This window comes from Sphingopyxis sp. Q841 (assembly GCF_052384365.1).
Taxonomy (GTDB): domain Bacteria; phylum Pseudomonadota; class Alphaproteobacteria; order Sphingomonadales; family Sphingomonadaceae; genus Sphingopyxis; species Sphingopyxis terrae_A.
Genome location: NZ_JBQSUM010000002.1, coordinates 148,575 through 170,973, shown reverse-complemented (window position 1 = coordinate 170,973; position 22,399 = coordinate 148,575). Strand labels below are relative to the sequence as shown.

Here is a 22,399-nt window from a genome sequence, read left to right as displayed (position 1 = left end):
GGCTATTCTCCGGTAAAGACGGGTGGGCGCTTTTCGACGAAGGCGTTGATCGCCTCGCGGTTGTCGGCGGTTTCGTGGACGATCGCCTGATAGGCGGCGCTGAGTTCGAGGATGTCGCTCATCCGGCTGTGCTGCGCCTCGCGGAGCAGCCGCTTGGTGAGCCGCAGCGCGCGCGGCGGGTTGCACACGATGCGCTCGGCGATCGCCACCGCACGGTCGAGCAGTTCGGCGTCGGGGACGACTTCGGTGACAAGCCCATAGTCCTTTGCCGTCTGCGCATCGAAGCGGTCGCCGGTCAGGAAGAGTTCGGCCGCGCGCGGATAGCCGAGGACGCGCTGGAGAAGCCAGGCGCCGCCGTCGCCGGGGACGATGCCGACCTTGATGAAGCTGCAGGCGAATTTGGCGCTCTCCGCCGCGATACGGATGTCGCAGGTGCAGGCAAGGTCGCAGCCGAGGCCGACGGCATGGCCGTTGACCGCGGCGATCATCGGGATTTCGCAGTCCATCAGCGCGCGGATCACCGCCTGCACGCCGCGGCGATAATTGGCGCGGGTTGAATCAGGCTGATCGAGCACGCCGATCCCCTTGCGATCCTGCATCGACTTGAGATTGCCGCCCGCGCTGAACGCCTTGCCGCTGCCCGTAAGGATGATCGCGCTGACGCTGCGATCCTCGCCCAGCGCGCGGAGCGTGTCGACGATATCGTCGCAGTCGGCATGGGTGCCGATGGCGTTCATGCTCTCGGGCTTGATCATCGTCAGGATGGCGATCTTTCCCCGCCGCTCGACACTCAGAAATTCGCCCATCATCACGTCTCCTGTACCGCGCACAGGCTATGCCCCGCGGTCTGTTCTGGCAAGTTGCAGATGGCGTTGCCGGGCGCGGATCGGCGCCCGGTCGCCGTATCGGTTCAGCGGACCGCGCCTCCGCTGCGCAGCGCAGCGATTCGCTCGGCGTCGTAGCCGAGCGCGGCAAGCACCGCGTCGCCATCGGCGCCCACCGCCGGAGCGGGACGCGGCGTGTCGGCCTTCGTCGCCGAATAGCGCGGAGCGGGGGCGGGCTGGGTGGCGCCGCCGACCGAGAGGAAGGTTTCGCGCTCGACATTGTGCGGATGCTGCGGCGCCTCGGCGAGCGAAAGGACGGGGGCAAAGCACACGTCGGTCATTTCCATCAGCGCGCACCATTCGTCGCGCGTCCTGGTCGCGAACAGCGCTGTCAGCTTGTCCTTGAGCGGTTCCCACTGCGACGGGTCCATCTGCGCATCGAAGGCGGGATCGGCGTCGAGCCCGGTCTTTTCGCGCAGCAAGGCATAGAATTGCGGCTCGATCGAGCCGATCGAGATGAACTTGCCGTCGGCGCACGCATAGGTGTCGTAGAAATGGGCGCCGGTATCGAGCATGTTCACCCCCGGCTCGTCGCGCAGCCGACCCATGGCATAAAAGCCCCAGCTCATCCCCGCGAGCAATGCCGACCCGTCGGTCATGGCGCAGTCGATGACCTGACCCTCGCCGGTCTTCGCGGCGTGCAGCAGCGCGCTTGCCATGCCGAAGGCCAGCATCATGCCGCCGCCGCCGAAATCGCCCACATAATTGACTGGCGGCACCGGCTTTTCTCCAGCGCGGCCAACGGTATGGAGGACGCCCGACAGCGCGATATAGTTGATGTCGTGTCCGGCCGCCTGCGAATAGGGGCCATATTGGCCCCAGCCGGTCATGCGTCCGTAAACAAGCCTGGGATTGTCGGCGAGCAGCACATCGGGGCCGAGCCCCAGCCGCTCCATGACGCCCGGACGATAGCCTTCGATGATGCCGTCGGCGCTCTTGCACAGATCGCGCGCGATCGCGACCGCATCGGGATTTTTCATGTCGAGCGCGATCGAGGTGCGGTTGCGCGACAGCGGATCGCGCGGGTCCATGAAACCGCCGGGACGATCGATGCGGATCACCTCCGCACCATGGTCGGCGAGCATCATCCCGCAATAGGGGCCGGGACCGATCCCCGCAAATTCGATGATCCTGATGCCCTTGAGGGGTCCGGCCATGTCGTGTCTCCCATGCCTGCATCGTCATTGCGAGGACCCCGGACTTGATCCGGGGGACGCTGCAATCCAGGGGGGCGTAAACCGCCCTGGATTGCTTCCCCCGGCTTTCGCCAGGGTCGCAATGACGATGATTGTCTTAGATGCGTTCGATGATGATGGCCGGTGCCATGCCGCCCGCGGCGCACATGGTGACGAGGCCATAGCGGCCACCCGAGCGTTCGAGTTCGTCGAGCGCGGTGCCGATCAGGATCGAACCGGTCGCGCCGATCGGATGACCGAGCGCCATCGCGCCGCCATTGATGTTCACCTTTTCGCGATCGAGGTCGAGGTCGCGGATGAACTTTTCGGCGACCACCGAAAAGGCTTCGTTGATTTCCCAGACGTCGATTTCGTCCTTGGTCAGTCCCGCTTTTTCGAGCACCTTCTTGGCCGCCGGAACCGGGGCGTTGAGCATCAGCGTCGGATCGTCGCCGATATTGGCATAGGCGACGACGCGCGCGCGGGGCTTCAGGCCATGCTTGTCGGCATAATCCTTGGATGTCAGCAAAATCGCGGCGGCGCCGTCGACAACGCCCGACGAATTGCCTGCATGATGGAAATGCTGGATTTCAAGGTCGGGATAGCGGCGGTTGATCTGCTTCCGGAAGGTGAAGCCGCCGCCCATGTCGAAATCGGCGAGCGCGGCAAAGCTGGGCTTGAGTGACGCAAGGCCCTCCGCGGTGGTTTCGGGGCGCGGGAATTCTTCATGGTCCAGCGCAACGCTGCCGTCCGGGTTCAGGACGGGCACGACCGACTTGTTGAAGCGGCCTTCCTTGATCGCCCTGTCGGCGCGCTGTTGGCTGACGAGCGCGAGCGCGTCGAGCGCTTCGCGGCTGATGCCCTCGATCGTTGCGATCGCGTCGCCGCAGATGCCCTGGTGCGATTGCGGGTGGATTTCGTCGAGCGCTTCATGGCCCGATCCCATCAGGCGCGGCGGCAGTCCCGCGTTCGCCTGCTCGGCGGCAAAGGCGGTGGTGTAGCTCATCATCTCGGTGCCGCCGGCGATGACGCAGTCTTCCATTCCGCTCATCACGCTCGCCGCGGCGAAATTGACCGAGCTGATGCCGCCGCCACAGAAGCGGTCGAGCGTCGTTCCACTGGCCTTGGTGTCATATCCTGCCGACAGCGCCGCCATGCGGCCAAGGTCGCCGCCCTGCTTGCCGTTCTGCGACGAGGTCGACCAGACGATATCGTCGACCGTTGCCGTGTCGAGATGATTGCGGTCGCGGATCGCCGCGAGGACGGTCGCGGCGAGATGCTGTGGGTGAAGATGCGACAACGCGCCCTTGCCGGGCTTGCCGATCCCGCGCGGGGTGCGGACGGCGTCGATGATATAGGCTTCGGCCATGATGATGTTCCTTTTTTGAAAGTCTTGACGCGGGGCCATGCGGCCACCCCGAGGTTTACCGAGGGGCCATGCGGATCGCGCCGTCGAGGCGAACGGCCTGGCCGTTGAAATAGGTGTTGCGGATCATTTCCATCGCCAGGCTGGCATATTCCTCGGCCTTGCCGAGCCGCTTGGGGAAGGGGACCGACGCTTCGAGGCTTTCCTTGACCTTGGGGTTCATATTGCCGAGCAGCGGCGTACCGAACACGCCGGGCATGATCGAATTGACCCGGATGCCGAGGTCCATCAGATCGCGCGCCATCGGCAGGACGAGGCCGTTTACCCCGGCCTTGGCCGACCCGTAGATGACCTGACCGATCTGCGCGTCCTGCGCCGCGACCGAGGCGGTGAAGATGATTGCGCCGCGTTCGCCGTCTTCGAGTTCGGGCAGGGTCGCCATGCCTTCGGCCGCGATCGATCCGATGCGGTAGCTTGCGGTCAATATGCCCGCGACACCATATTCATAATCCGCGGTCGGGGTCCGGCGAAATTTGCCCGTTTCCTTGTCATGGGCGAGCGTCTTACCGCGGCGCGACGTCATCGCGCAGTGGACCGCGATGCGTTCCTGACCATGAGCGGCGCGCGCCTTGGCAAAGCCGTCGAGAACCGACTGTTCGTCGGTGATATCGACATGGACGAACAGGCCGCCGATCGAATGCGCCACCTCTTCGCCCAGCGCGTCGTTGATATCGAAGATCGCGACCTTCACACCCGCGGCGGCAAGTGCTTCGGCGGTTGCGCGGCCAAGACCGGACGCGCCGCCGGTGACGACGGCCGCGGTCGAGGAATCGAGTTTCATGGGGAGGCTCCTCAGGCTGGAATCTGGTTGAAGGGGACGCCCTTGTCGGGGCGATGATCTTGCGGCAGGCCGAGGATGCGCTCGGCGATGGTGTTGAGCAGCGTTTCGTCCGAACCGCCGGCGATGCGTCCGGTCGGCGCATTGATCCAGCTCGATGCCCAATCGTCCTTGGGCGAGGCATGCTCGTCGAAGTGGAATCCGCCCACGCCTTGCAGGTCGATCGCGAGTTCGGACAGCTTCTGGCGCGAGCGCACCGCGACCAGCTTGTTGAGCGAGCCTTCGGGGCCCGGCGTCATACCCGCCTGCATCATCAATCGTGCGCGGACATTGATCGAATCGAGTCCCGAACGCATCGCATAGTTGCGGGCGATCTGCTGCCGGATGCGGCCATCCTCGATCGCCGGTCGGCCATTGATCATCAGGTCTTTCGCCAGATCGACGAACAGGTCGAGGTGCGGGCCGAATCCGGCGCTGTCGGTCGCGACATAGCGTTCGATCATCAGGGTCGCGAGCGCGACCGAGAAGCCGCCGCCGACCGGAGACATGCGGTGGTCGTCGCTGATCTTCACATCGTCGAAGAAGACTTCGTTGACGTGATTGTCGCCGCCGGCGAGCTTGATCGGGCGCACGGTGACGCCGGGCGCCTTCATGTCGACCCAGAAATAGGTAAGGCCCTTGTGCTTGGCGACGGTCGGGTCGGTGCGCACGACGATGACGCCATAGTCGCTATATTGCGCCCAGCTCGTCCAGACTTTCTGGCCGTTAATCTTCCATCCGTTGCCATCGGTTTCGGCGCGCGTGCGCAGGCCGGCAAGATCGGTGCCGCCCGATGGTTCGGAGAAAAGCTGGCACCAGATTTCTTCGCCCTGCAGGGCCTTGAGCACGCGCTCCTTCACAAATTCGCGGTCGGAGCCGAACTGCATCAGCACCGGCACCGGCATGCCGAGCGAGATGCCGAAATAGACGATGGGGAAGCCGTGCTTCATCTCCTCGGCTTCGAAGGTGATCTTCTCGATATGGCCAAGGCCCTGTCCGCCGAGGTCGGTAGGCCAGTTGATGCCGGCGAAGCCCGCATCGAATTTCGCCTTTTGATAGCGGCGTCCGAGCGCGAGATCCTCTTCGACGCTCAGGCCCTTGCGGGCCGCCTTGCCGAACGTGGGCGCGACGGATTCGCACCAGGCTGCGGCCTTCGCGCGATAGGCTTCGAGATCGCTCATGCTGCTTCTCCTGCCAGGCGGTCGACCAATATATCTTCCCAGAACAGGCTGCTTCCCTGTTCAAGCGCCAGCGTGCGGGCGCGGCGCATATGAAGGTGCAGGCCGATTTCCCAGGTCACGCCGATGCCGCCGTGGATCTGCACGCAATCGCGCGCCGCGGTGTCATAGGCTTCGGTCGCCGAAAGCCGCGCCGCGGCGGCCGCCGTCACGAAGTCGCTCTGCCCCTCGCGCGAGGCCGCGTGGATGCAATTGGCGCGCGCGAGTTCGACGAGGCCGTAGAGTTCGGCGATGCGGTGCTTGATCGACTGGAAGGCGCCGATCGGTTGCCCGAACGCCTTGCGCGTGACGGCATAGTCGCGCGCGATTTCCATCAGCGCCTCGGCTCCCCCCGTCTGTTCGTGCGCGGTGATGACGGCCTGCAATGCCAGAATGTGCAGCGCCGCCGCGCGCGCGGCGCTTCCGCTGACGAGCGTCTCGGTGGGCGTATCGGCAAAATGCAGGTCGGCGAGGCAGCGGCTGTTGTCGAAGCTGTCGGTCGCCGTCTTTTCGACCTTGGCAAGATCGACCAACGCGAGGACCGGCATACCCGGGCCATTGGCGAAGACAATGGCGACGTCGGCATGTAATGCGCCCGAAACGCCGTCCTTCACCCCATCGAGGCGATCATTGGTCAGCGTGACTTTGGGATGGGCGGGCAGGGCGTCAGGCCCCGATGCAATCGCGACCGCCCCGATGACGTCACCGCTTGCCAGTCCAGGTAGCCAGCGGTGTTTCTGATCATCGCTGCCGTATAGTTCGATCGCTTTTGCCGCACCGAAATTCGAGGTCAGAAAGGGTGCGCCGCTGAGCGTGCGGCCCGCCTGGTGCGCGATCAGGCCGAGTTCGACTAGGCCGAGCGCAAGGCCGCCATAGGCTTCCGGCAAGGCCAGCGCGGTCCAGCCTTGTTCTTTCGCGGTGGCCCAGAAGGCTTCGTGATAGCGCCCGCTTGTCTGGAGCAGCGGGAGCAGATCGTCCTTGTGCACGCGCGCTTCCAATATGCGGCGCGATTCGGTGGCGATCGCCTGTTGTCCTTCGTCGTACAAAATCGACATCGGTCCGAGTCCTCTACCCTTTATGTTTTCACCCATCATCCGGACGTTAACGTAAACGTCAAGTCGTTTTGACGCTACGGCTGGAGGATCGGGCGGCAAAGTGCAACTGACAGGGGCATCAGGTGCGTCCGGCCTTCCAGTCGCGGCGGATCTTCTTGGCAAGGCTCCATTTGTGGACCTCGGTCGGACCGTCGTAGATGCGGAAGGCGCGCACTTCGCGGAACACCTGTTCGACGATCGTGCGGTCGGTGACGCCGGTCCCGCCCATCACCTGAACGCAGCGGTCGGCGATCCGCATCAGCGCTTCGGAGACCGCAACCTTTGCCATCGAGCTTTCGACCGTGCCGAGCGATCCGGTGTCGAGAACGCCGGCGCACCAGTCGATCATCAGTTCGGCCTGCTTCAGATCGATCATATTCTCGGCGAGCATAAAGCCGACGCCTTCATGCTCGATCAGCGGCTTGCCAAAGGCTTCACGCCGGTTGGCATAGTCGGTCGCGATTTCGTGCGCGCGAATGCAGCAGCCGAGCCAGCGCATGCAGTGTGACAGCCGGGCAGGGGACAGCCGCGCCTGCGCATAGCGAAAGCCTTCGCCTGCCTGTCCCAGCATCTGATCGGCGGGGATACGCAGATTGTCGATGGTCAGCGTCGCGTGCCCGCCGGGCATCGAACTGTCGATCGTGTTCGGAATCTCGTCGATGCAGATCGCCGGATCGGGCAGATCGACGAGGAACATGCACGCGCCTTCTTCGGCCTTCGCCATGACGATGCCGACGCGCGCGCCTTCCGCGCCGGTGATGAAGGTCTTGCGGCCGTTCACCACCCAATGATTGCCGTCGGGGCGGCAGGTCGTCTTCATCATCGAAGGATCGGACCCCGCGCCGCCTTCTTCGGCGGGTTCGGTCATGAAAAAGGCCGATCGGACGCGCCCCTCCACCATCGGTTTCAGGAACCGTTCCTTGAGCTCCGGGCTGCCCTCCTTGCCGAGCAGGTACATATTGCCTTCGTCGGGCGCCATCGTGTTGCACGCGAGTGGACCGAGCGGCGACAGCCCTGACTTGATGAGGACGACCGCCGTCTCGCGCTGATTGAGGTGACTGCCGTCGGACAGGATATGCGGCGTTAGCACGCCCGCCGCGCGGGCATGGTCGCGCATTTCCATCACCAGCTCGTCGGTCGGCGCGCCATGATGGTCGCGGCGCGGATCTTTTTCATAGGGGACGACCGTTTCGCGGACGAAAGCCTCGACCTTCGCTGCAATCGCGAGCGCCCGATCCGATATGCCTTGGTGCGTCGCCGCCATTCCGATTCCCTTCGCTATCTAACTACCTACTCTCAACCCGACGTTGACGTAAGCGTCAAGTTAATTCAAGGGAGAAGCAACGGTGCCGTAACGGCAGAGACAGAAGGGAAGGATGGACCATGGCTTTCAAGACGCGCATCACCGAAATGCTGGGTGTCGAGCATCCGATCGTGCAGGGCGGCATGCAGAGCGTCGGCTATGCCGAACTGGCGAGCGCCGTCTCGAACGCCGGCGGCCTCGGCATCATCACCGCGCTGACCCAGCCAAGCCCTGACGCTCTGCGCGACGAAATCGAACGCTGCCGGTCGATGACCGACAAGCCCTTCGGCGTGAACATGACGGTCTTTCCGACGATCAACGCCCCCGATTACAAGGCCTATGCGCAGGCGATCATCGACGGCGGCGTCAAGATCGTCGAAACGGCGGGCACCCAGGCGGTGCGCGAGATATGGGAAATGCTCAAGCCCCATGGCGTTACCATCCTCCACAAATGCACCGCCGTGCGTCATGCGCTGTCGGCCGAAAAAGCGGGCTGCGATATCATCTCGATCGACGGCTTCGAATGTGCAGGCCATCCCGGCGAGGACGATATTCCGGGGCTGATCCTGATCCCGGCCGCCGCCGACAAGGTGAAGATCCCGATGCTGGCGTCGGGCGGCTTCGGCGACGGACGCGGGCTGGTCGCAGCGCTGTCGCTCGGTGCCGAAGGCATCAACATGGGGACGCGCTTCTGCGCGACCAAGGAAGCGCCGATCCACGACAATGTGAAGCAGGCCTATGTCGACAATGACGAGCGCGGCAGCTTCCTGATCTTCCGCAGCCTCAAGAACACCGCGCGCGTCGGCAAGAGCGCAGTGTCGGAGGAGGTGGTGCGCCGCCTTGCGCAGCCCGATGCGACCTTTGCCGACGTCGCCGAACTGGTCAACGGCAAGGCCGGCCGCGAACTCCTCGAAACGGGAGATCTGACGAAGGGGGTATTCTGGGCCGGGATGGTCCAGGGCCTTATCCATGATATTCCGAGCTGCCAGGAATTGATCGACCGCATCATAGCCGAGGCGGAGGCTGTCCTCGATCAGCGACTGGCCGGGTTTCGCGCCTGAACGGCCTTCCCAAAGAAATGCCCCGCCGGTGGGACGCCGGCAGGGCAGTTGGGGGAGGTGATCTGGGTGGCAACTGGTGCAGGGTTGCCGTGAACGCAGGTTCGATCACCGGAACCTGCCATCCGCTTTTGGCAATGGTGCGGTTCCCCGACTTTGACTTGCATCAACAAGCGAAAATAATCATGCCCGACCGGTCGCCGCCGCGGCACCGGACGAAAGAGATTTTCACGGCATGAGCATCGTTCATTATCAGGGCTTCGCAGGAATCCGCCTCGAAGCCGACGTCATCGGATCGGACAATGATCCGGCGGTGCTGTTGCTTCACGGCGCGGGCCAGACGCGCGCGATCTGGTCGAATGTCGCCGACGCGCTCGAACAGGCCGGCCGCCGCGTCATCAGCCTCGACCTTCGGGGTCATGGCGGTAGCGAGTGGCCCGAGGATGGGCGCTATGATTTCGATGCGTTGGTCGGCGATCTGCGCGCGGTGCTGGCACAGCTCGGCACGCGGCCGGTCGTCGTCGCCTCGACCCTCGGAGGATGGATCGCCGCTGCCGCGCTCGAACGCGACGCGGCGGTGCTCGCCTCGGGGTTGGTGCTCGTCGACCTGCCGGTCAGCGACGATGTCACGATGGCGCAGCGCATCGGCGACCGCCTGCGCGAAGCGGCCAATCGCGCGCCCGGCCAAGCGGCATGGGACGCCCGCCTGTTCGAGGCTTTCGACGCGGCGACGGTGACCGAGCGGCTTTCGGATATCGCCCGCAATATAGCCTTGCCGACGCTCTACGTCCGCGGCGCGATGAGCGAACTCGTCTCGCGCGCCTCGGCGGCGGCGTTCGTCGGCCAGCTCCCCGATGGCGAACTGGTCGAGGTGGAGGACGCCGCGCTGGTCGTCACCGAAGACCGGATCGATGCGCTTGGCGCGCATCTGATCGACTTTCTCGAGCGTCGCGCGCCGCGCGGCTGGCCCGAATATCGCGCTGGGTCGGATGCGCGGACCTTTCGCGACGCACTCGGCTGTTTCGCGACCGGCGTTACCGTCGTCACAGCGATCGATGCGGCGGGCCAGCCGATCGGCCTCACCGCCAACAGCTTCACCTCGGTATCGCTCGACCCGCCGCTCCTCCTGGTTTGCATCGCCAACAATGCCGGCAGCGCGGCGGTGCTGCGCGAAGCGGAGCATTTCGCGGTCAATGTGCTCCAGATCGGCCAGCAGCCGACGTCGAATCGCTTTGCGGGCAAGGGCGAGGACCGCTTCGCGGCAACCGGGTGGGAGATCGGCGAATTCGGTACGCCGGTGCTGTCGGGATCGCTCAGCAGTTTCGAATGCGCGCGCGAGGCAGTGCATCCGGGCGGCGATCATTTCATTCTTGTCGGCCGCGTCCTGAAAGCGATCTTCGAACCGCGCCGCGATCCCTTGCTCTACTTCCGCGGCAAATATCGCAAGCTGCACTTCGCCTGAGGTAAGGCGCCAATTCCGGCGGTTATGGTGAGCCCTGCTGGGTTCGAACCAGCGACCTACTGATTAAAAGTCAGTTGCTCTACCGACTGAGCTAAGGGCCCATCGCGGACCGCCGGGGGGGCAGTGTGCGAAAGCGAGCCGTCGCCCTAGTGCGCCGAAGCGCCGTGGTCAACCGGCTTTGCCCGCGAAAGACGCGCGGCGAGTTGGCGGACGCTTTGGCCGCTGAGTGGATGGCGCCAGGCGGGTGCGATCATGCGGAGCGGGCCGAGCACGAAATCGCGCATGGTCATCGCCGCGTGCGGCACGGTGAGCGCCGCATCGCTCCATGCGCCCTCCGACCACAGCAATATGTCGAGGTCGAGCGTGCGTGCGCCCCAGCGCTGGCCGCGCCGCCGTCCGAAAGCAGCTTCGATGGCTTTCAGCCGATCGAGCATCTCGGGCGGGCTGAGCGGCGAGGCGACGAGCGCGACGGCATTGGCGTAGCGGCGGCGCGAAGGGCCGATCGGCGCACTCGCGACGATCGGGCTCGCATCGACGGGTTCGATATCGTCGCTTTCGAGCGCGGCGAGTGCTGCGAGCAACACGCGCCGCGGATCACCGAAACGGACGTGGCGGCGGTTCGAACCAAGGCCGATGGCATAGAGGGGGAGGGGCGTTGCGCTGGTCATGCCCATGCGCCTATCGCAGCGGGGTGAAGATTGACAGCCCCTTGCCCGGTACCGAGCCGCCGCGCGATTGCCGGCGTTGCCCGCGCCTTGTCGGGTTGCGCGCCGCCTGTCGCGCCGAGCATCCCGATTGGTGGAATGCGCCGGTCTATGCTTTCGGCGATCCCGATGCGTGGCTCGCCATCGCCGGGCTCGCGCCGGGAAAGCACGGTGCCAACCGCACCGGGCGGCCGTTTACCGGAGATTATGCGGGCGACCTGTTGTTCGAAACGCTCGCCGCATTCGCGCTCAGCCGCGGCGTCTATGACGGGCGCATCGACGACGGGCTGCGCCTGAACGGAACGATCATCGTCAACAGCGTCAAATGCCTGCCGCCGCAGAACAAGCCGACGCCCGCCGAAATCGCCGCCTGCCGACCCTATTTCGAGGGACAGCTCGCGGCGCTGCCACGGGTCAGGGTGCTGATCGCACTCGGCCGAATTGCGCATGACGCGGCGGTTCGGGCTGTGGGCGGGCGGCTCGCCGCCTATCGGTTTGCGCATGGCGCGGTGCATCGCCTGCCCGACGGGCGCCATCTGGTCGATAGCTATCATTGCTCGCGCTACAACACGAACACCGGGCGACTGACGCCGGCGATGTTCGCCGACGTCTTTCGCACCGCCGTCGCTTTGCGCGATCAGACCAGTGGGCGGAATTCGTCGACGACGGCGCGGTAAAGCTGGCGCTTGAACGGGACGATCAGCCGTTCGAGCTCGTCGAGTTCGGCCCAGCGCCAGGCGCGAAATTCCTGATGCCGGGTCGCGATATCGACATCGCTATCCTCGCCCATGAAGCGCATCAGGAACCACGACTGGCGCTGACCGCGATATTTCCCGCCCCACATCTTGCCCATCAGATGGTCGGGCAGGTCGTAGAAATGCTCGGTCTTGCTGCGCGCGATGATATCGACCAGTCCGGCATGGACGCCGGTTTCCTCGCTGAGTTCGCGGATTGCGGCATCTTCGGCATCCTCGCCGGGATCGATGCCGCCTTGCGGCATCTGCCACGCGTCCTCGGCCGAATCGAGTCGCTGGCCGACAAAGACACGGCCATGACGATTGGCGAGCATCACCCCGGCGCAGGGGCGATAGGGAAGGGCGCTGGCGTCGATCATGCGGTCGCTTCGGCGACGATCGCCTTGAGGACGGTCAGATTGCCGCGGATGTCGTCCTTGGCACTCGGGATGCCCTGCGCCAGACAGATATAGCCGTGGATGGTGCCCGCGGCCTCGCGGTAGGTCGTCGGCACCCCGGCGGCGATCAGCTTGCCGGCATAGGCGCGGCCCTGATCGCGCAGGGGATCGAGCCCCGCGGTCACAAGCAGGGTCGGCGGCAGGCCGGCGGCGTCGAAATCGATCGGCGATGCGCGGCGATCGGCGGGATCGGCTGCATAATGATCGCCGAACCAGGTCATGCCGCCTTCGGTGAGCAGATAGCCATCCTTGAAATCGCGGTAGCTTTGCCAATCCTGATGCGTCGTGACCGCCGGATAGATCGGATGGATCGCGACCACGGACTTCGCGGCTGGCGTATCGCGCAGCGCGAGCGCGGTCGCGATGGTCAGATTGCCGCCCGCGCTGTCGCCCGACAGGACCAGCCCGGTGCAAGGAATATTGTCGGCGACCCAGCGCGTCGCCGCTTCGCAATCCTCGGGCGCCGCAGGGAAGGGGTGTTCTGGTGCGAGGCGATAGTCGACGGCGATCACCGGCATGTCGAGCTGACGCGCCGCTTCGGCGCAATAGGGATCGTGCGTGTCGAGATCGCCGATCACCCAGCCGCCGCCATGGTAGAAGACCATGACCGGGCCGGGCTCGCGATCGGGACGGTTGTCATAGATGCGGATCGGAATCTCACCGGCGGGTCCGGGAATGGTGCGATCCTCGACCTTCGCGATCGCGCCGCGCGGCACGTCGGCCATCTGGCCCATCACGCGCATCATCTCGCGCCCCGCCTCGGGCGGCATCTCTTCCATCTTGGGGCCGTCCTGGGCGTTGAGGAAAGCGAGAAAGGCCGCCACATCGGGGCGAACATAAGGAGTCGTGCCGTCGGTCATCCGTCAAATCCCTTGCTATGTTGTTGCCGCTGCTATTCGCCATCGGGCGGCATAATTCAATGGCAATTGGAAACTGATTGCGGCAGGCGCGCGCCGATCCGCTTTGCAGCGCACAAATTTTTCTGAATTGCGGGCGGCGTAAGACGGGCCTAGGCCCATTCCGGTAATTCGCAGGACTCTAAAGGCAGAACAGAAAATGGCGACAGTGGTCGAGGACCGGGCCGAAGATCGGCAGTCCCCCCTTTCCGACGCAGTGGTGGTTCGTTTCGCAGGCGACAGCGGCGACGGGATGCAGCTTACCGGTGGTCAGTTCACGCTTTCGACCGCGCTCGCGGGCAATGACCTGGCGACTTTCCCCGATTTTCCGGCCGAAATCCGAGCGCCGCAGGGGACGTTGTTCGGTGTTTCGGCGTTCCAGATCAATTTCGGGTCGAGCGAGATCACGACCGCGGGCGACGCCCCCGACGTGCTCGTCGCGATGAACCCCGCGGCGCTCAAGACCAATGTCGGCGTGCTCAAGCTGGGCGGCCTGATCATTGCCGACGAAGGCGAATTCAACGACCGCAATCTCGCCAAGGCGAAATATGACGCCAATCCGCTCGAGGATGGCAGCCTTGCGAAATGGCAGCTGCTGAAGCTCAACATCAGTCAGGCGACGATGGATGCCGTCAAGCCGTTCGGGCTCGGCAACAAGGAAGCGCTGCGCTGCAAGAATATGTGGACGCTCGGCCTTGCGCTGTGGATGTTCGACCGCGACCGCCAGCCGCTGACCGAGTGGCTGAAGGTGAAATTCGCCAAGGATCCCAATCTTGCCGAAGCGAATATCGCGGCGCTCAATGCGGGCCATGCCTATGGCGAAACCGCCGAACTCGCGGGACCGCTCAAGCAGCATCATGTCGCGCCGGCGCCCGCCGAACCCGGCCTCTATCGCACGCTGACCGGCGCCGAGGGCATCGCGCTCGGTCTTGTCGCCGGGGCGCAGCTTGCGCATCTGCCGATGTTCTTCGGCGGCTATCCGATCACGCCCGCATCGGCGATCCTCCACCATCTGTCGCGGCTCAAGGAATATGACGTCACGACCTTCCAGGCCGAGGATGAAATCGCCGCCATCTGTTCGGCGATCGGTGCGAGCTACGCAGGGTCGCTGGGCGTCACTAGCTCGTCGGGGCCGGGCATCGCGCTGAAGGGCGAGGCAATGGGCCTCGCGATCATGACCGAGCTGCCGCTCGTCATCGTCAATTCGCAGCGTGGCGGCCCGTCGACGGGCCTGCCGACCAAGACCGAACAGTCGGATCTCTATCAGGCGGTCTATGGCCGCAACGGCGATGCGCCGATGCCGGTGATCGCCGCGCGCTCGCCGGGTGACGCGTTCGAATGCGCGATCGAGGCGTGCCGGATCGCAGTGCAATATATGACGCCGGTGATGCTGCTGACCGACGGCTATATCGCCAACGCGGCCGAGCCGTGGAAAGTCCCCGACCTCACCGCCTATGAAGCCTTCCCGGTCGAATTTCTGACCCAGGTACCGGAAGGCGGCTTCAAACCCTATGGCCGCGACGAAAAGCTCGCGCGCCCCTGGGTGAAGCCGGGTACGCCCGACCTGCTGCACCGGATCGGCGGGATCGAGAAGGAAATCGACACCGGGCACATCAATTATGCGCCCGAAAATCACCAGGCGATGACCGACATTCGCAAGGCGAAGATCGACGGGGTCAAGGTTCCCGACCAGATCGTCGAACTCGGCGCCGAGGGCGGCAAGCTTGCGATCGTCGGCTGGGGATCGACCTATGGCCCGATCCATCAGGCGGTGCGCCGCAAGCGCGCCGAAGGGAAGGACGTCAGCCAGATTCACCTGCGCCATATCTGGCCGCTCCCCGCCAATCTGGGCGAATTGCTCAAAAGCTATGACAAGGTGATCGTGCCCGAAATGAACACGGGCCAGCTCAAGACGGTGCTGCGAGACCAGTATCTGGTCGATGCCAAGCCGCTCAACAAGGTGTCGGGCCAGCCCTTCCGGATTGCCGAAATCGAAGCTGCCATCGAGGAGGCGCTCCAGTGAACGAGATGACGACCATCGCCCGCACGACGACGCTCAAGGATTGGGAAACCGATCAGGAAGTGCGCTGGTGCCCCGGCTGCGGCGACTATGCGATCCTGAAGGCGGTGCAGCGCACCCTGCCGGAAATCGGCGCGGTGCCCGAAAGCACCGTGTTCATCAGCGGGATCGGCTGCTCGTCGCGCTTTCCCTATTATGTCGAAAGCTATGGCTTCCATACGATCCACGGCCGTGCGCCGGCGTTCGCGACGGGGCTGAAGCTTGCCAATCCCGAACTCGACGTGTGGATCGTCACCGGCGACGGCGATGGTCTGTCGATCGGCGGCAATCACACGATGCACCTCATCCGGCGCAACCTCGATTGCCAGATCATGCTGTTCAACAACGAGATTTACGGGCTGACCAAGGGCCAATATTCGCCCACCAGCCGCGTCGGCACCAACAGCCCGTCGACCCCGTTCGGCTCGGTCGACCGCCCGGCGCAGCCCTGCGCCTTCGCACTCGGCGCGGGCGCCCGCTTCGTTGCGCGCGGCTTCGACGTGTCGAAGGAACTGCCGAATGTTCTGAAAGCGGCCCATGCGCACAAGGGCGCGGCCTTTATCGAAATCTTCCAGAACTGCATCGTCTATAACAAGGACGTGTTCCAGGATTTCGCCGCGCCGAAGGGCGCTGAAGACCGCCAGCTCTGGCTCCAGAACGGGGAACCGATGCTGTTTGCCAAGGGCGCGAAGGGCATCGCGCTCGATCAGGAGGCGCTGACGCTTAAGGTCGTCGATGTCGTCGATGGCGACTGGCAGGCAGCGGGCGTGATCGTCCACGACGTCACCAACCGCAGCGTCGCGCACATGCTCGTGGAAATGCGCTTCGGCGAATTCCCGATGGCGCTCGGTGTCCTCTACGATGATCCGCGTCCGACTTTCGAAGCCGACGTATGGCGCCAGAACAAGGCGGCGGCTGAGGGCAAGAAGGCCGATCTGCAGAGCCTGCTCAAAAAAGGGCAGACCTGGACGGTCAGCGAAGGTGGGCCCGATCTCTGATCGCTTGCGGTCGATGCGCGCGTCGGCTTTATAGGGGCGCATGGACAATCTGACCCACAGCCTCGTCGGCGCGGTACTTGGGCAAATGGGACTCAAGAAAAAGACCGCGCTGGCGATGCCGACGCTGATCCTCGCCGCGAACCTGCCCGATATCGACGCAAGCTGCGCCTTTTATGGCGTCGAATCGCTCGCGATGCGCCGCGGGATCACCCATGGGCCGATCGCGCTGCTTTTGCTGCCGGTCCTGCTCTGGGCCGCGATGATTGCCTTCGACGGCTGGCAGACGCGGCGGGGAACGCGGCCCGCTACAAGGCCGCCCTTGCATCGCGGCTGGTTGCTCGCGCTCGCCTATATCGGGTGCCTCAGCCACCCGGCGCTCGACTGGCTCAACAACTATGGCGTGCGGTTGCTCGAACCGTTCAGCCACCGCTGGTTCTACGGCGATACACTGTTTATCATCGACCTGTGGATATGGCTGGCGCTCGGCCTGTCGGTCTGGCTGTCGCTGCGACGCGAACGTCGCGGGGCGCCTGACTGGCAACGACCGGCTTGGATCGGTTTCACCGCCGTTTGCGCCTATATCTTCGCCAACGGTGTCATGACGGGGCAGGCCGAGGCGCAGGCATCCGACCTGCTGCGGCGGAGCGGACAAGACGGCGCGCTGGTCGTCGCGAGCCCGCCGCCGATCGCCTTCTGGCGGCGCGATATCTTTTGGCGCGGCGGTGGACGCTATGGCAGCGGCGCCTACGCGCTGGGGCAGGGGAGCACGGTGGAGCCGGGGGTTCCGACGGGCATGGACGACATGCGCCTCCGCGAGTGGCTGAAGTCCGATCCGCCCGCGCGCGCCTTCCTTTTCTGGGCGCGGATGCCGGTCGCGACGCGCGACGGCGATGCGATCGTCCTGCACGATCAGCGCTATATGCAGCCGCTGGCGCGCGACCAGTTCACGGTGCGCGTGACCGCACCCGATACCGCCAGCTATCCCTGATGGCGCCGCCGACGATCCTGTGGTTTCGCCGCGATCTGCGGCTCGCCGATCAGGCGGCGCTTGTCGCTGCGGCGACGTCGGGTCCGGTCATTCCCGTCTATATTCTCGACGACGAAACGCCGCGGCACCGCGCGATGGGCGGCGCGTCGCGCTGGTGGCTGCATCACAGCCTCGCGCGGCTCGACGAAAACTTGTGCGCGCGCGGCTCGCGGCTGATCCTGCGGCGCGGCAAATGCGAAGAGGAACTGGCGAAGATTGCCGAGGAGAGCGGGGCCGGCGCCGTCCATTGCCTCCGTCATTACGAGCCATGGTGGCGCAATGCTGAGCGCGCGGTCGCGAAGCGGCTCGATCTTAGATGTCACGACGGCAATTACCTCGCGCCGCCGGGCTCGGTGAAGACCGGCAGCGGCGGTCTCTATAAAATCTACACCCCCTTCTGGCGCGCGCTGCGCGATCATATGCCGCCGCCTGCCCCCTTGGATGCGCCCGAAGGCCTCGATGCGCCCGACCGCTGGCCCGCCTCGGACCGGCTGGACGATTGGAAACTGCTGCCGTCCCGGCCCAATTGGGCGACTGGGTTCGAAGGCGAATGGACGCCGGGCGAAACGGGCGCGCAGGTGCGACTCGGCGCTTTTGCCGAGATCGCGGCGCGTTATGACGAGCAACGGAACCTGCCCGCGATCGAAGGCAGTTCGCGCCTGTCGCCACATCTTCACTTCGGAGAGGTTTCGCCCGCCGCGATCTGGCATGCCGTCGCAGACGCGGGGGGATCGGTCGATGTGTTCCTCGCCGAGATCGGGTGGCGCGACTATGCGCAGACGGTGATCTTGCAATATCCCGATTACGGCGGCCGCAGTGCCCGCGAAGCCTTCGATACCGCGCTGCCTTGGCGGAGCGGCAAGGAGGCCGACGCCGATTTCGCCGCCTGGCAACAGGGACGCACGGGCTATCCGATCGTCGATGCCGGCATGCGGCAGCTCTGGGCAACCGGCTGGATGCACAATCGCGTCCGGATGATCGCCGCGAGCTTCCTCATCAAGCATCTGCTCATCGACTGGCGGCGCGGCGAACAATGGTTTTGGGATACGTTGATCGATGCCGATTACGCGTCCAATGCGGTGAATTGGCAATGGGTCGCGGGGTCAGGTGTCGACTCGAACATGTTTCCGCGGATCATGGCACCGCTTACCCAGACGGAGAAATTCGATGCCGCCGCCTATATCCGCCAATGGGTGCCCGAACTGGCCGATATCGGCGATGCCGCAATCCACGATCCCGACGAATTCGGTCGCCGTCCGCGAAGCTATCCCCCGAAAATCATTGGGCATCGCGAAGCCCGCGCGCGGGCGCTGTCGGCATATGACGTCATGAAGGCCGACGACAACTGATTGTCATGCGGCGGGTTTTGCGGCAGGGAATGCTAATGAACACCCATGTCAGCCCCCGTCGCGGCAAAGCGCTTCTTCGCGCCGACAGGGCTTTTCGGTCGGGTGGTTTTATCGCGCGCCTCGTCGGCCGCGCCCCGGCGGGGCAGTTCCATCGCCTGCTCGACCGCATCGATGCGGGGCTGGGCAAGGGGACGCTCGAGGGCCATCTGCCCGACGGCAGCGTGCGCATCCTGGGCGGGCGTGGCAAGGGACCGACCGCGATCGTTCATCTGAAAAGCTGGTCGGCGTTGGTGCGCCTCGCGATGTCGGGATCGGTCGGTTGGTACCGGGCCTGGGACCTGGGCGAATGGAGTTCGCCCGATCCGGTCCCGCTGTTCGATCTGTTCATGCGCAACGGTGAAACACTGGGCAATGTCGCGCGCTCGCGCGGGCCGCTGCACTGGATCAATCGCGCCGCCCATATCGTCAACCGCAACAGCCGCAGCGGTTCGAAGCGCAATATTCTGGCGCATTACGATCTGGGCAATGATTTCTACCGGCTGTGGCTCGACAGCGGACTTAATTATTCGAGTGCCTTGTTCACCGACCTTAGCATGACGCTGGAAGAGGCGCAGGAGGTCAAGGTCGATGCGATCCTCGACAGGCTCGACCTGCGGTCGGGGACGCGGCTGCTCGAAATCGGCTGCGGCTGGGGCGCACTCGCCGAACGCGCGGTCGAGCGCCACGATGTTCTCTACACCGGTATCACCCTGTCTCCGTCGCAGGCGGAGGTGGCCGAGGCGCGATTGCAGGCGGTCGATCTTTCGGGACGCTCGCGTGTCGAAATCTGCGATTATCGGGACGCCAAGGGCCCCTATGACGCGATTGCGAGCGTCGAAATGGTCGAGGCGGTGGGGCAGGCCTATTGGCCCGCCTATCTCGACGCGATCGCGCGGCTGCTCCGCCCCGGCGGGAAGGCGGCGATCCAATATATCGCGATCAACGACGCGCTGTTCGAACGCTATGCGGCGAGCAGCGACTTCATTCAGGCCTATATTTTCCCCGGCGGTTGCCTGATTTCCGAAAGTCGCTTCCGGGCCTTGGCCGAAGCGCGCGGGCTGGCATGGGGCAATGTGCGTCATTTCGGCGGCGACTATGCCGAAACGCTGCGCCAGTGGCGCGAACGTTTTGACGAGGCGGTGTCGGCGGGGCAACTCCCGTCGGGCTTTGACGAACGCTTCATCCGTCTGTGGCGCTATTATCTGCAATATTGCGAAGGCGGCTTTCGCGGCGGTGGGATCGACGTCGCGCAGGTCACGCTGGAAAAGATCGACGGATAGTCGACTGTAATCGAGAAGAGGGAGAGGGGAATGCGACGACGATTGGCCGCCTTGCTATTGCCCGTGGCGCTGGCCGGCCTTGCCGGAACAGCCGCGACACAGACCACCGACGCCATGCCAAAGGATCAGAATGTGCTGTTTTGGAGCCAGGATCAACGCGACGCCGCTTTCCGTACGATGGAATCGGTGCCCAAGGTCGTCGTGCACACCATTGCGGCGGGCGGCCCGGTCTATCCGCTGCCCGAAGGACAGCCGCTCGATGTCGGGGTCGACATCGACGCGCATATGGCGCGCCAGCGCAATGCGGGGCTGATCATCGTTCAGGACGGCAAGATCCGGCTCGAAAAATATGCGCTCGGCTATGGTCCTGCGGGACGCTGGACGAGCTTTTCGGTCGCGAAGAGCTTTACCTCGACGCTTGTCGGTGCGGCGGTCAAGGATGGCTATATCAAGAGCCTCGACGACAAGGTGACGCAGTATATCCCCGGACTGCGCGGTTCGGCCTATGACGATGTCAGCGTGCGGCAGCTGCTCACGATGACGTCGGGCGTGCGATGGAACGAAGATTATACCGATCCCAAATCGGACGTGGCGCAGTTCAATCTGCAAAAGCCAGTCGCGGGCGAGGATATTACCGTCAGCTATATGAAGACCTTGCCGCGCGAGGCGCCCGCGGGGTCGAAATGGGTCTACAAGACCGGCGAGACCAATTTGATCGGCGTCCTCGTGTCGAGTGCGACGGGCAAGACACTCTCATCCTATCTGTCCGAAAAGATATGGAAGCCGTTCGGCATGGATCAGGACGCGGTCTGGATGCTCGGCCCGACGGGGCACGAGATCAGCGGTTGCTGCGTATCGGCCAGCCTGCGCGATTATGCCCGTTTCGGTCTGTTCATTCTCGGCGGCGGCGTGGCTGGTGGGGAGAAAGTTCTGCCCGATGACTGGCTCGCCGCCGCGACGACCAAGCAGGCCGCGATCGATCAGCCGGGGCGCGGCTACGGGTATCAATGGTGGACCAACGACGACGGCAGCTTCGCCGCGCAGGGCATCTTCGGGCAGGGCATCTTCATCGACCCCAAACGACGGCTCGTCATCGCATCGAACGGCAACTGGCCGACCGCAACCGACCCCGAAGGCGTGGGCGCGGCGCGCGAGGCCTTTTACAAGGCGGTGCAGGCTGCGGTCGACCGGGAAAGCAGCCGCTGATTTGTTGATGCGTCTAGCGCCACAGTGCCGTTCAGACGACCGGCGTAGCGGTAGCGCGCTGAGCGAGCCAGGCGGCTACAACCGGGATCAGGACGCCCAGCGCCATCACCCACCAGGCATCAGCCAAGGTGATCGAACGATAGATGGCTGCGCCCAGAATCGCTCCGGCAACAACCCAGCCGGCGCCGGTGCCGTCCGAAATGCGCATCGCGAGCCAGCTTCCGGCGAAGGTGCCGACGAACCAGCCGACGAGCAACGCAATTGTCGCGCCGAGCGGGATCAGGATTTCGCCGGTGTCGAGGTCATAGACTTCGGGAGCGAATTCGCCGCCCGCATATTGGGCGATCCACAACAGGCCGAAGGCAACCGCAATGCCGATAACCGCCGCGACCCCGGAACGCAGAATATTGCCGCCCATTTCCATGCCCTTGCTTCTCGAAACGCTTGAGAGCGCGTGATAGCCCGGGAAAGCAAATATCGCGTTAAGCCTCTGCCATCATCTTCGGCAGCGCGTGATAGGCGGTGCTGTCGAAGCCATCGACCATCATCCGAGCGACGAATTCGCCGACGACTGCCGGATCCTTGATGCTCTGCGGGTCTTCGCCGGGATAGGCGCGTGCGCGCATCTGGGTGCGCGTGCCGCCGGGGTCGAGAATTGCGGTGCGGACGTTCGAGATATTGCGCATTTCGGCGCCATAGCTCGACACCAGCACCTCAAACGCCGCCTTCGACGCGGCGTAGGCGCCCCAATAGGCGCGCGGCGTTCGTGCAACGCCGGTCGATAGCGCGACGAGGCGCCCTGCGGGCGCGCGGCGCAGCAGCGGATCGAAATTGGCGATCAGCGCCTGCTGCGCGACAAGATTGAGCGTCAGCAGCTTGTTGAATTCCTTGCTGTCGATCGCGCCAACCGGGGTCAGCGTGCCGAGCATCGCGGCATTGAGCACGAGCATGTCGAGTTGCTGCCACCGTTCGGCGATCGCGCTCGCCAGCCGGGCGATGCTGTCGCCGTCGGTCAGGTCGAGCGGCGCAATGGTCGCGCTGCCGCCCGCGTCGTGGATGCGGTCTTCCAGTTCCTCGAGCCCGCCCGCGGTGCGGGCGGTGATCACGACATGCGCGCCGCGTCGTGCGAGCGATTCGGCGATCGCAGCGCCGATGCCGCGGCTCGCGCCGGTGACGAGCGCCGTCTGGCCCGCCAGTTCTTCAGATTTCATCG

At 64.7% G+C, this 22,399-nt stretch carries 21 protein-coding genes and 1 tRNA gene; 9 read left to right on the top strand and 13 right to left on the bottom strand.

Features of this window, described 5'->3' with window-relative positions; translation table 11 throughout:
* Positions 1-2 precede the first annotated feature (2 nt).
* The 7 genes from ACT17R_RS11230 to ACT17R_RS11200 all read right to left on the bottom strand — a co-directional run bounded on the left by ACT17R_RS11230 (position 3) and on the right by ACT17R_RS11200 (position 7,877).
* Complete coding sequence (locus ACT17R_RS11230) at positions 3-806, bottom strand: crotonase/enoyl-CoA hydratase family protein (RefSeq protein ID WP_003051289.1); 804 nt, start codon at positions 804-806, stop codon at positions 3-5.
* Between the two features lie 104 nt (positions 807-910).
* Positions 911-2,041, bottom strand: coding sequence for a CaiB/BaiF CoA transferase family protein (locus tag ACT17R_RS11225; RefSeq protein WP_444809464.1), 1,131 nt, complete (start codon positions 2,039-2,041; stop codon positions 911-913).
* A 136-nt stretch (positions 2,042-2,177) separates the two neighbouring features.
* Positions 2,178-3,428 (bottom strand): acetyl-CoA C-acetyltransferase, encoded by a 1,251-nt coding sequence (locus ACT17R_RS11220; protein ID WP_444809463.1) that lies wholly within the window; start codon positions 3,426-3,428, stop codon positions 2,178-2,180.
* A 55-nt stretch (positions 3,429-3,483) separates the two neighbouring features.
* Entirely contained in the window at positions 3,484-4,266 is a 783-nt protein-coding gene (locus ACT17R_RS11215) for an SDR family NAD(P)-dependent oxidoreductase (RefSeq protein ID WP_444809462.1), read from the bottom strand.
* A gap of 11 nt (positions 4,267-4,277) precedes the next feature.
* A complete protein-coding gene (locus ACT17R_RS11210) occupies positions 4,278-5,483 on the bottom strand; it encodes an acyl-CoA dehydrogenase family protein (protein ID WP_444809461.1) in 1,206 nt (401 codons plus the stop codon).
* Positions 5,480-6,574, bottom strand: coding sequence for an acyl-CoA dehydrogenase family protein (locus ACT17R_RS11205; RefSeq protein WP_444809460.1), 1,095 nt, complete (start codon positions 6,572-6,574; stop codon positions 5,480-5,482). Before ACT17R_RS11205 ends, ACT17R_RS11210 begins: the two co-directional genes overlap by 4 nt.
* A 118-nt stretch (positions 6,575-6,692) precedes the next feature.
* Positions 6,693-7,877, bottom strand: coding sequence for an acyl-CoA dehydrogenase family protein (locus tag ACT17R_RS11200; RefSeq protein ID WP_217373385.1), 1,185 nt, complete (start codon positions 7,875-7,877; stop codon positions 6,693-6,695).
* 119 nt (positions 7,878-7,996) lie between these two features.
* Between ACT17R_RS11200 and ACT17R_RS11195 the strand changes: the two genes are divergently transcribed.
* Together ACT17R_RS11195 and ACT17R_RS11190 are read left to right on the top strand one after the other, a co-directional pair.
* Positions 7,997-8,977, top strand: coding sequence for an NAD(P)H-dependent flavin oxidoreductase (locus ACT17R_RS11195; RefSeq protein WP_444809459.1), 981 nt, complete (start codon positions 7,997-7,999; stop codon positions 8,975-8,977).
* A gap of 232 nt (positions 8,978-9,209) precedes the next feature.
* Positions 9,210-10,436, top strand: a complete 1,227-nt coding sequence (locus ACT17R_RS11190) for an alpha/beta fold hydrolase (protein WP_217373387.1) — start codon at positions 9,210-9,212, stop codon at positions 10,434-10,436.
* A gap of 25 nt (positions 10,437-10,461) precedes the next feature.
* Here ACT17R_RS11190 and ACT17R_RS11185 read toward each other — a convergent pair.
* Both ACT17R_RS11185 and folK read right to left on the bottom strand, forming a co-directional pair.
* A tRNA-Lys gene (locus ACT17R_RS11185) sits at positions 10,462-10,537 on the bottom strand.
* Positions 10,538-10,582: 45 nt separating this feature from the next.
* The gene (gene folK / locus ACT17R_RS11180; RefSeq protein WP_444809458.1) at positions 10,583-11,110 is read right to left on the bottom strand and encodes a 2-amino-4-hydroxy-6-hydroxymethyldihydropteridine diphosphokinase; all 528 of its coding nucleotides are present in this window, start codon (positions 11,108-11,110) and stop codon (positions 10,583-10,585) included.
* A 17-nt stretch (positions 11,111-11,127) separates the two neighbouring features.
* On the opposite strand from folK, the gene ACT17R_RS11175 reads away from it, so the two are divergent.
* Positions 11,128-11,817, top strand: coding sequence for a uracil-DNA glycosylase (locus ACT17R_RS11175; RefSeq protein ID WP_444809457.1), 690 nt, complete (start codon positions 11,128-11,130; stop codon positions 11,815-11,817).
* On the opposite strand, the gene ACT17R_RS11170 is transcribed toward ACT17R_RS11175, so the two are convergent.
* The gene (locus tag ACT17R_RS11170; RefSeq protein ID WP_058811700.1) at positions 11,778-12,254 is read right to left on the bottom strand and encodes an RNA pyrophosphohydrolase; all 477 of its coding nucleotides are present in this window, start codon (positions 12,252-12,254) and stop codon (positions 11,778-11,780) included. The two genes, ACT17R_RS11175 and ACT17R_RS11170, sit on opposite strands and share 40 nt — an antisense overlap.
* Positions 12,251-13,192 carry an alpha/beta hydrolase gene (locus ACT17R_RS11165; RefSeq protein WP_444809456.1) on the bottom strand — a complete coding sequence of 314 codons (942 nt, stop codon included), beginning with the start codon at positions 13,190-13,192 and terminating at the stop codon, positions 12,251-12,253. Before ACT17R_RS11165 ends, ACT17R_RS11170 begins: the two co-directional genes overlap by 4 nt.
* A 196-nt stretch (positions 13,193-13,388) precedes the next feature.
* On the opposite strand from ACT17R_RS11165, the gene ACT17R_RS11160 reads away from it, so the two are divergent.
* The 6 genes from ACT17R_RS11160 to ACT17R_RS11135 are packed head-to-tail and all read left to right on the top strand — an operon-like array spanning position 13,389 to position 21,186.
* Positions 13,389-15,251, top strand: a complete 1,863-nt coding sequence (locus tag ACT17R_RS11160) for a 2-oxoacid:acceptor oxidoreductase subunit alpha (RefSeq protein WP_444809455.1) — start codon at positions 13,389-13,391, stop codon at positions 15,249-15,251.
* The gene (locus tag ACT17R_RS11155) at positions 15,248-16,285 is read left to right on the top strand and encodes a 2-oxoacid:ferredoxin oxidoreductase subunit beta (protein WP_003051331.1); all 1,038 of its coding nucleotides are present in this window, start codon (positions 15,248-15,250) and stop codon (positions 16,283-16,285) included. Before ACT17R_RS11160 ends, ACT17R_RS11155 begins: the two co-directional genes overlap by 4 nt.
* A gap of 40 nt (positions 16,286-16,325) precedes the next feature.
* Complete coding sequence (locus ACT17R_RS11150) at positions 16,326-17,273, top strand: metal-dependent hydrolase (protein WP_444809454.1); 948 nt, start codon at positions 16,326-16,328, stop codon at positions 17,271-17,273.
* Positions 17,273-18,661: a cryptochrome/photolyase family protein gene (locus ACT17R_RS11145; RefSeq protein ID WP_444809453.1), complete on the top strand. Its 1,389-nt coding sequence runs from the start codon at positions 17,273-17,275 to the stop codon at positions 18,659-18,661. The genes ACT17R_RS11150 and ACT17R_RS11145 overlap by 1 nt, the downstream gene beginning before the upstream one ends.
* A gap of 35 nt (positions 18,662-18,696) precedes the next feature.
* Entirely contained in the window at positions 18,697-19,980 is a 1,284-nt protein-coding gene (locus tag ACT17R_RS11140) for an SAM-dependent methyltransferase (protein WP_217373525.1), read from the top strand.
* 30 nt (positions 19,981-20,010) lie between these two features.
* The gene (locus tag ACT17R_RS11135; protein ID WP_444809452.1) at positions 20,011-21,186 is read left to right on the top strand and encodes a serine hydrolase domain-containing protein; all 1,176 of its coding nucleotides are present in this window, start codon (positions 20,011-20,013) and stop codon (positions 21,184-21,186) included.
* A 31-nt stretch (positions 21,187-21,217) separates the two neighbouring features.
* Here ACT17R_RS11135 and ACT17R_RS11130 read toward each other — a convergent pair whose 3' ends face one another.
* A complete protein-coding gene (locus ACT17R_RS11130) occupies positions 21,218-21,604 on the bottom strand; it encodes a hypothetical protein (RefSeq protein ID WP_254535900.1) in 387 nt (128 codons plus the stop codon).
* A gap of 64 nt (positions 21,605-21,668) precedes the next feature.
* Positions 21,669-22,397, bottom strand: coding sequence for an SDR family NAD(P)-dependent oxidoreductase (locus ACT17R_RS11125; protein WP_217373397.1), 729 nt, complete (start codon positions 22,395-22,397; stop codon positions 21,669-21,671).
* Between the last annotated feature and the right edge of the window lie 2 nt (positions 22,398-22,399).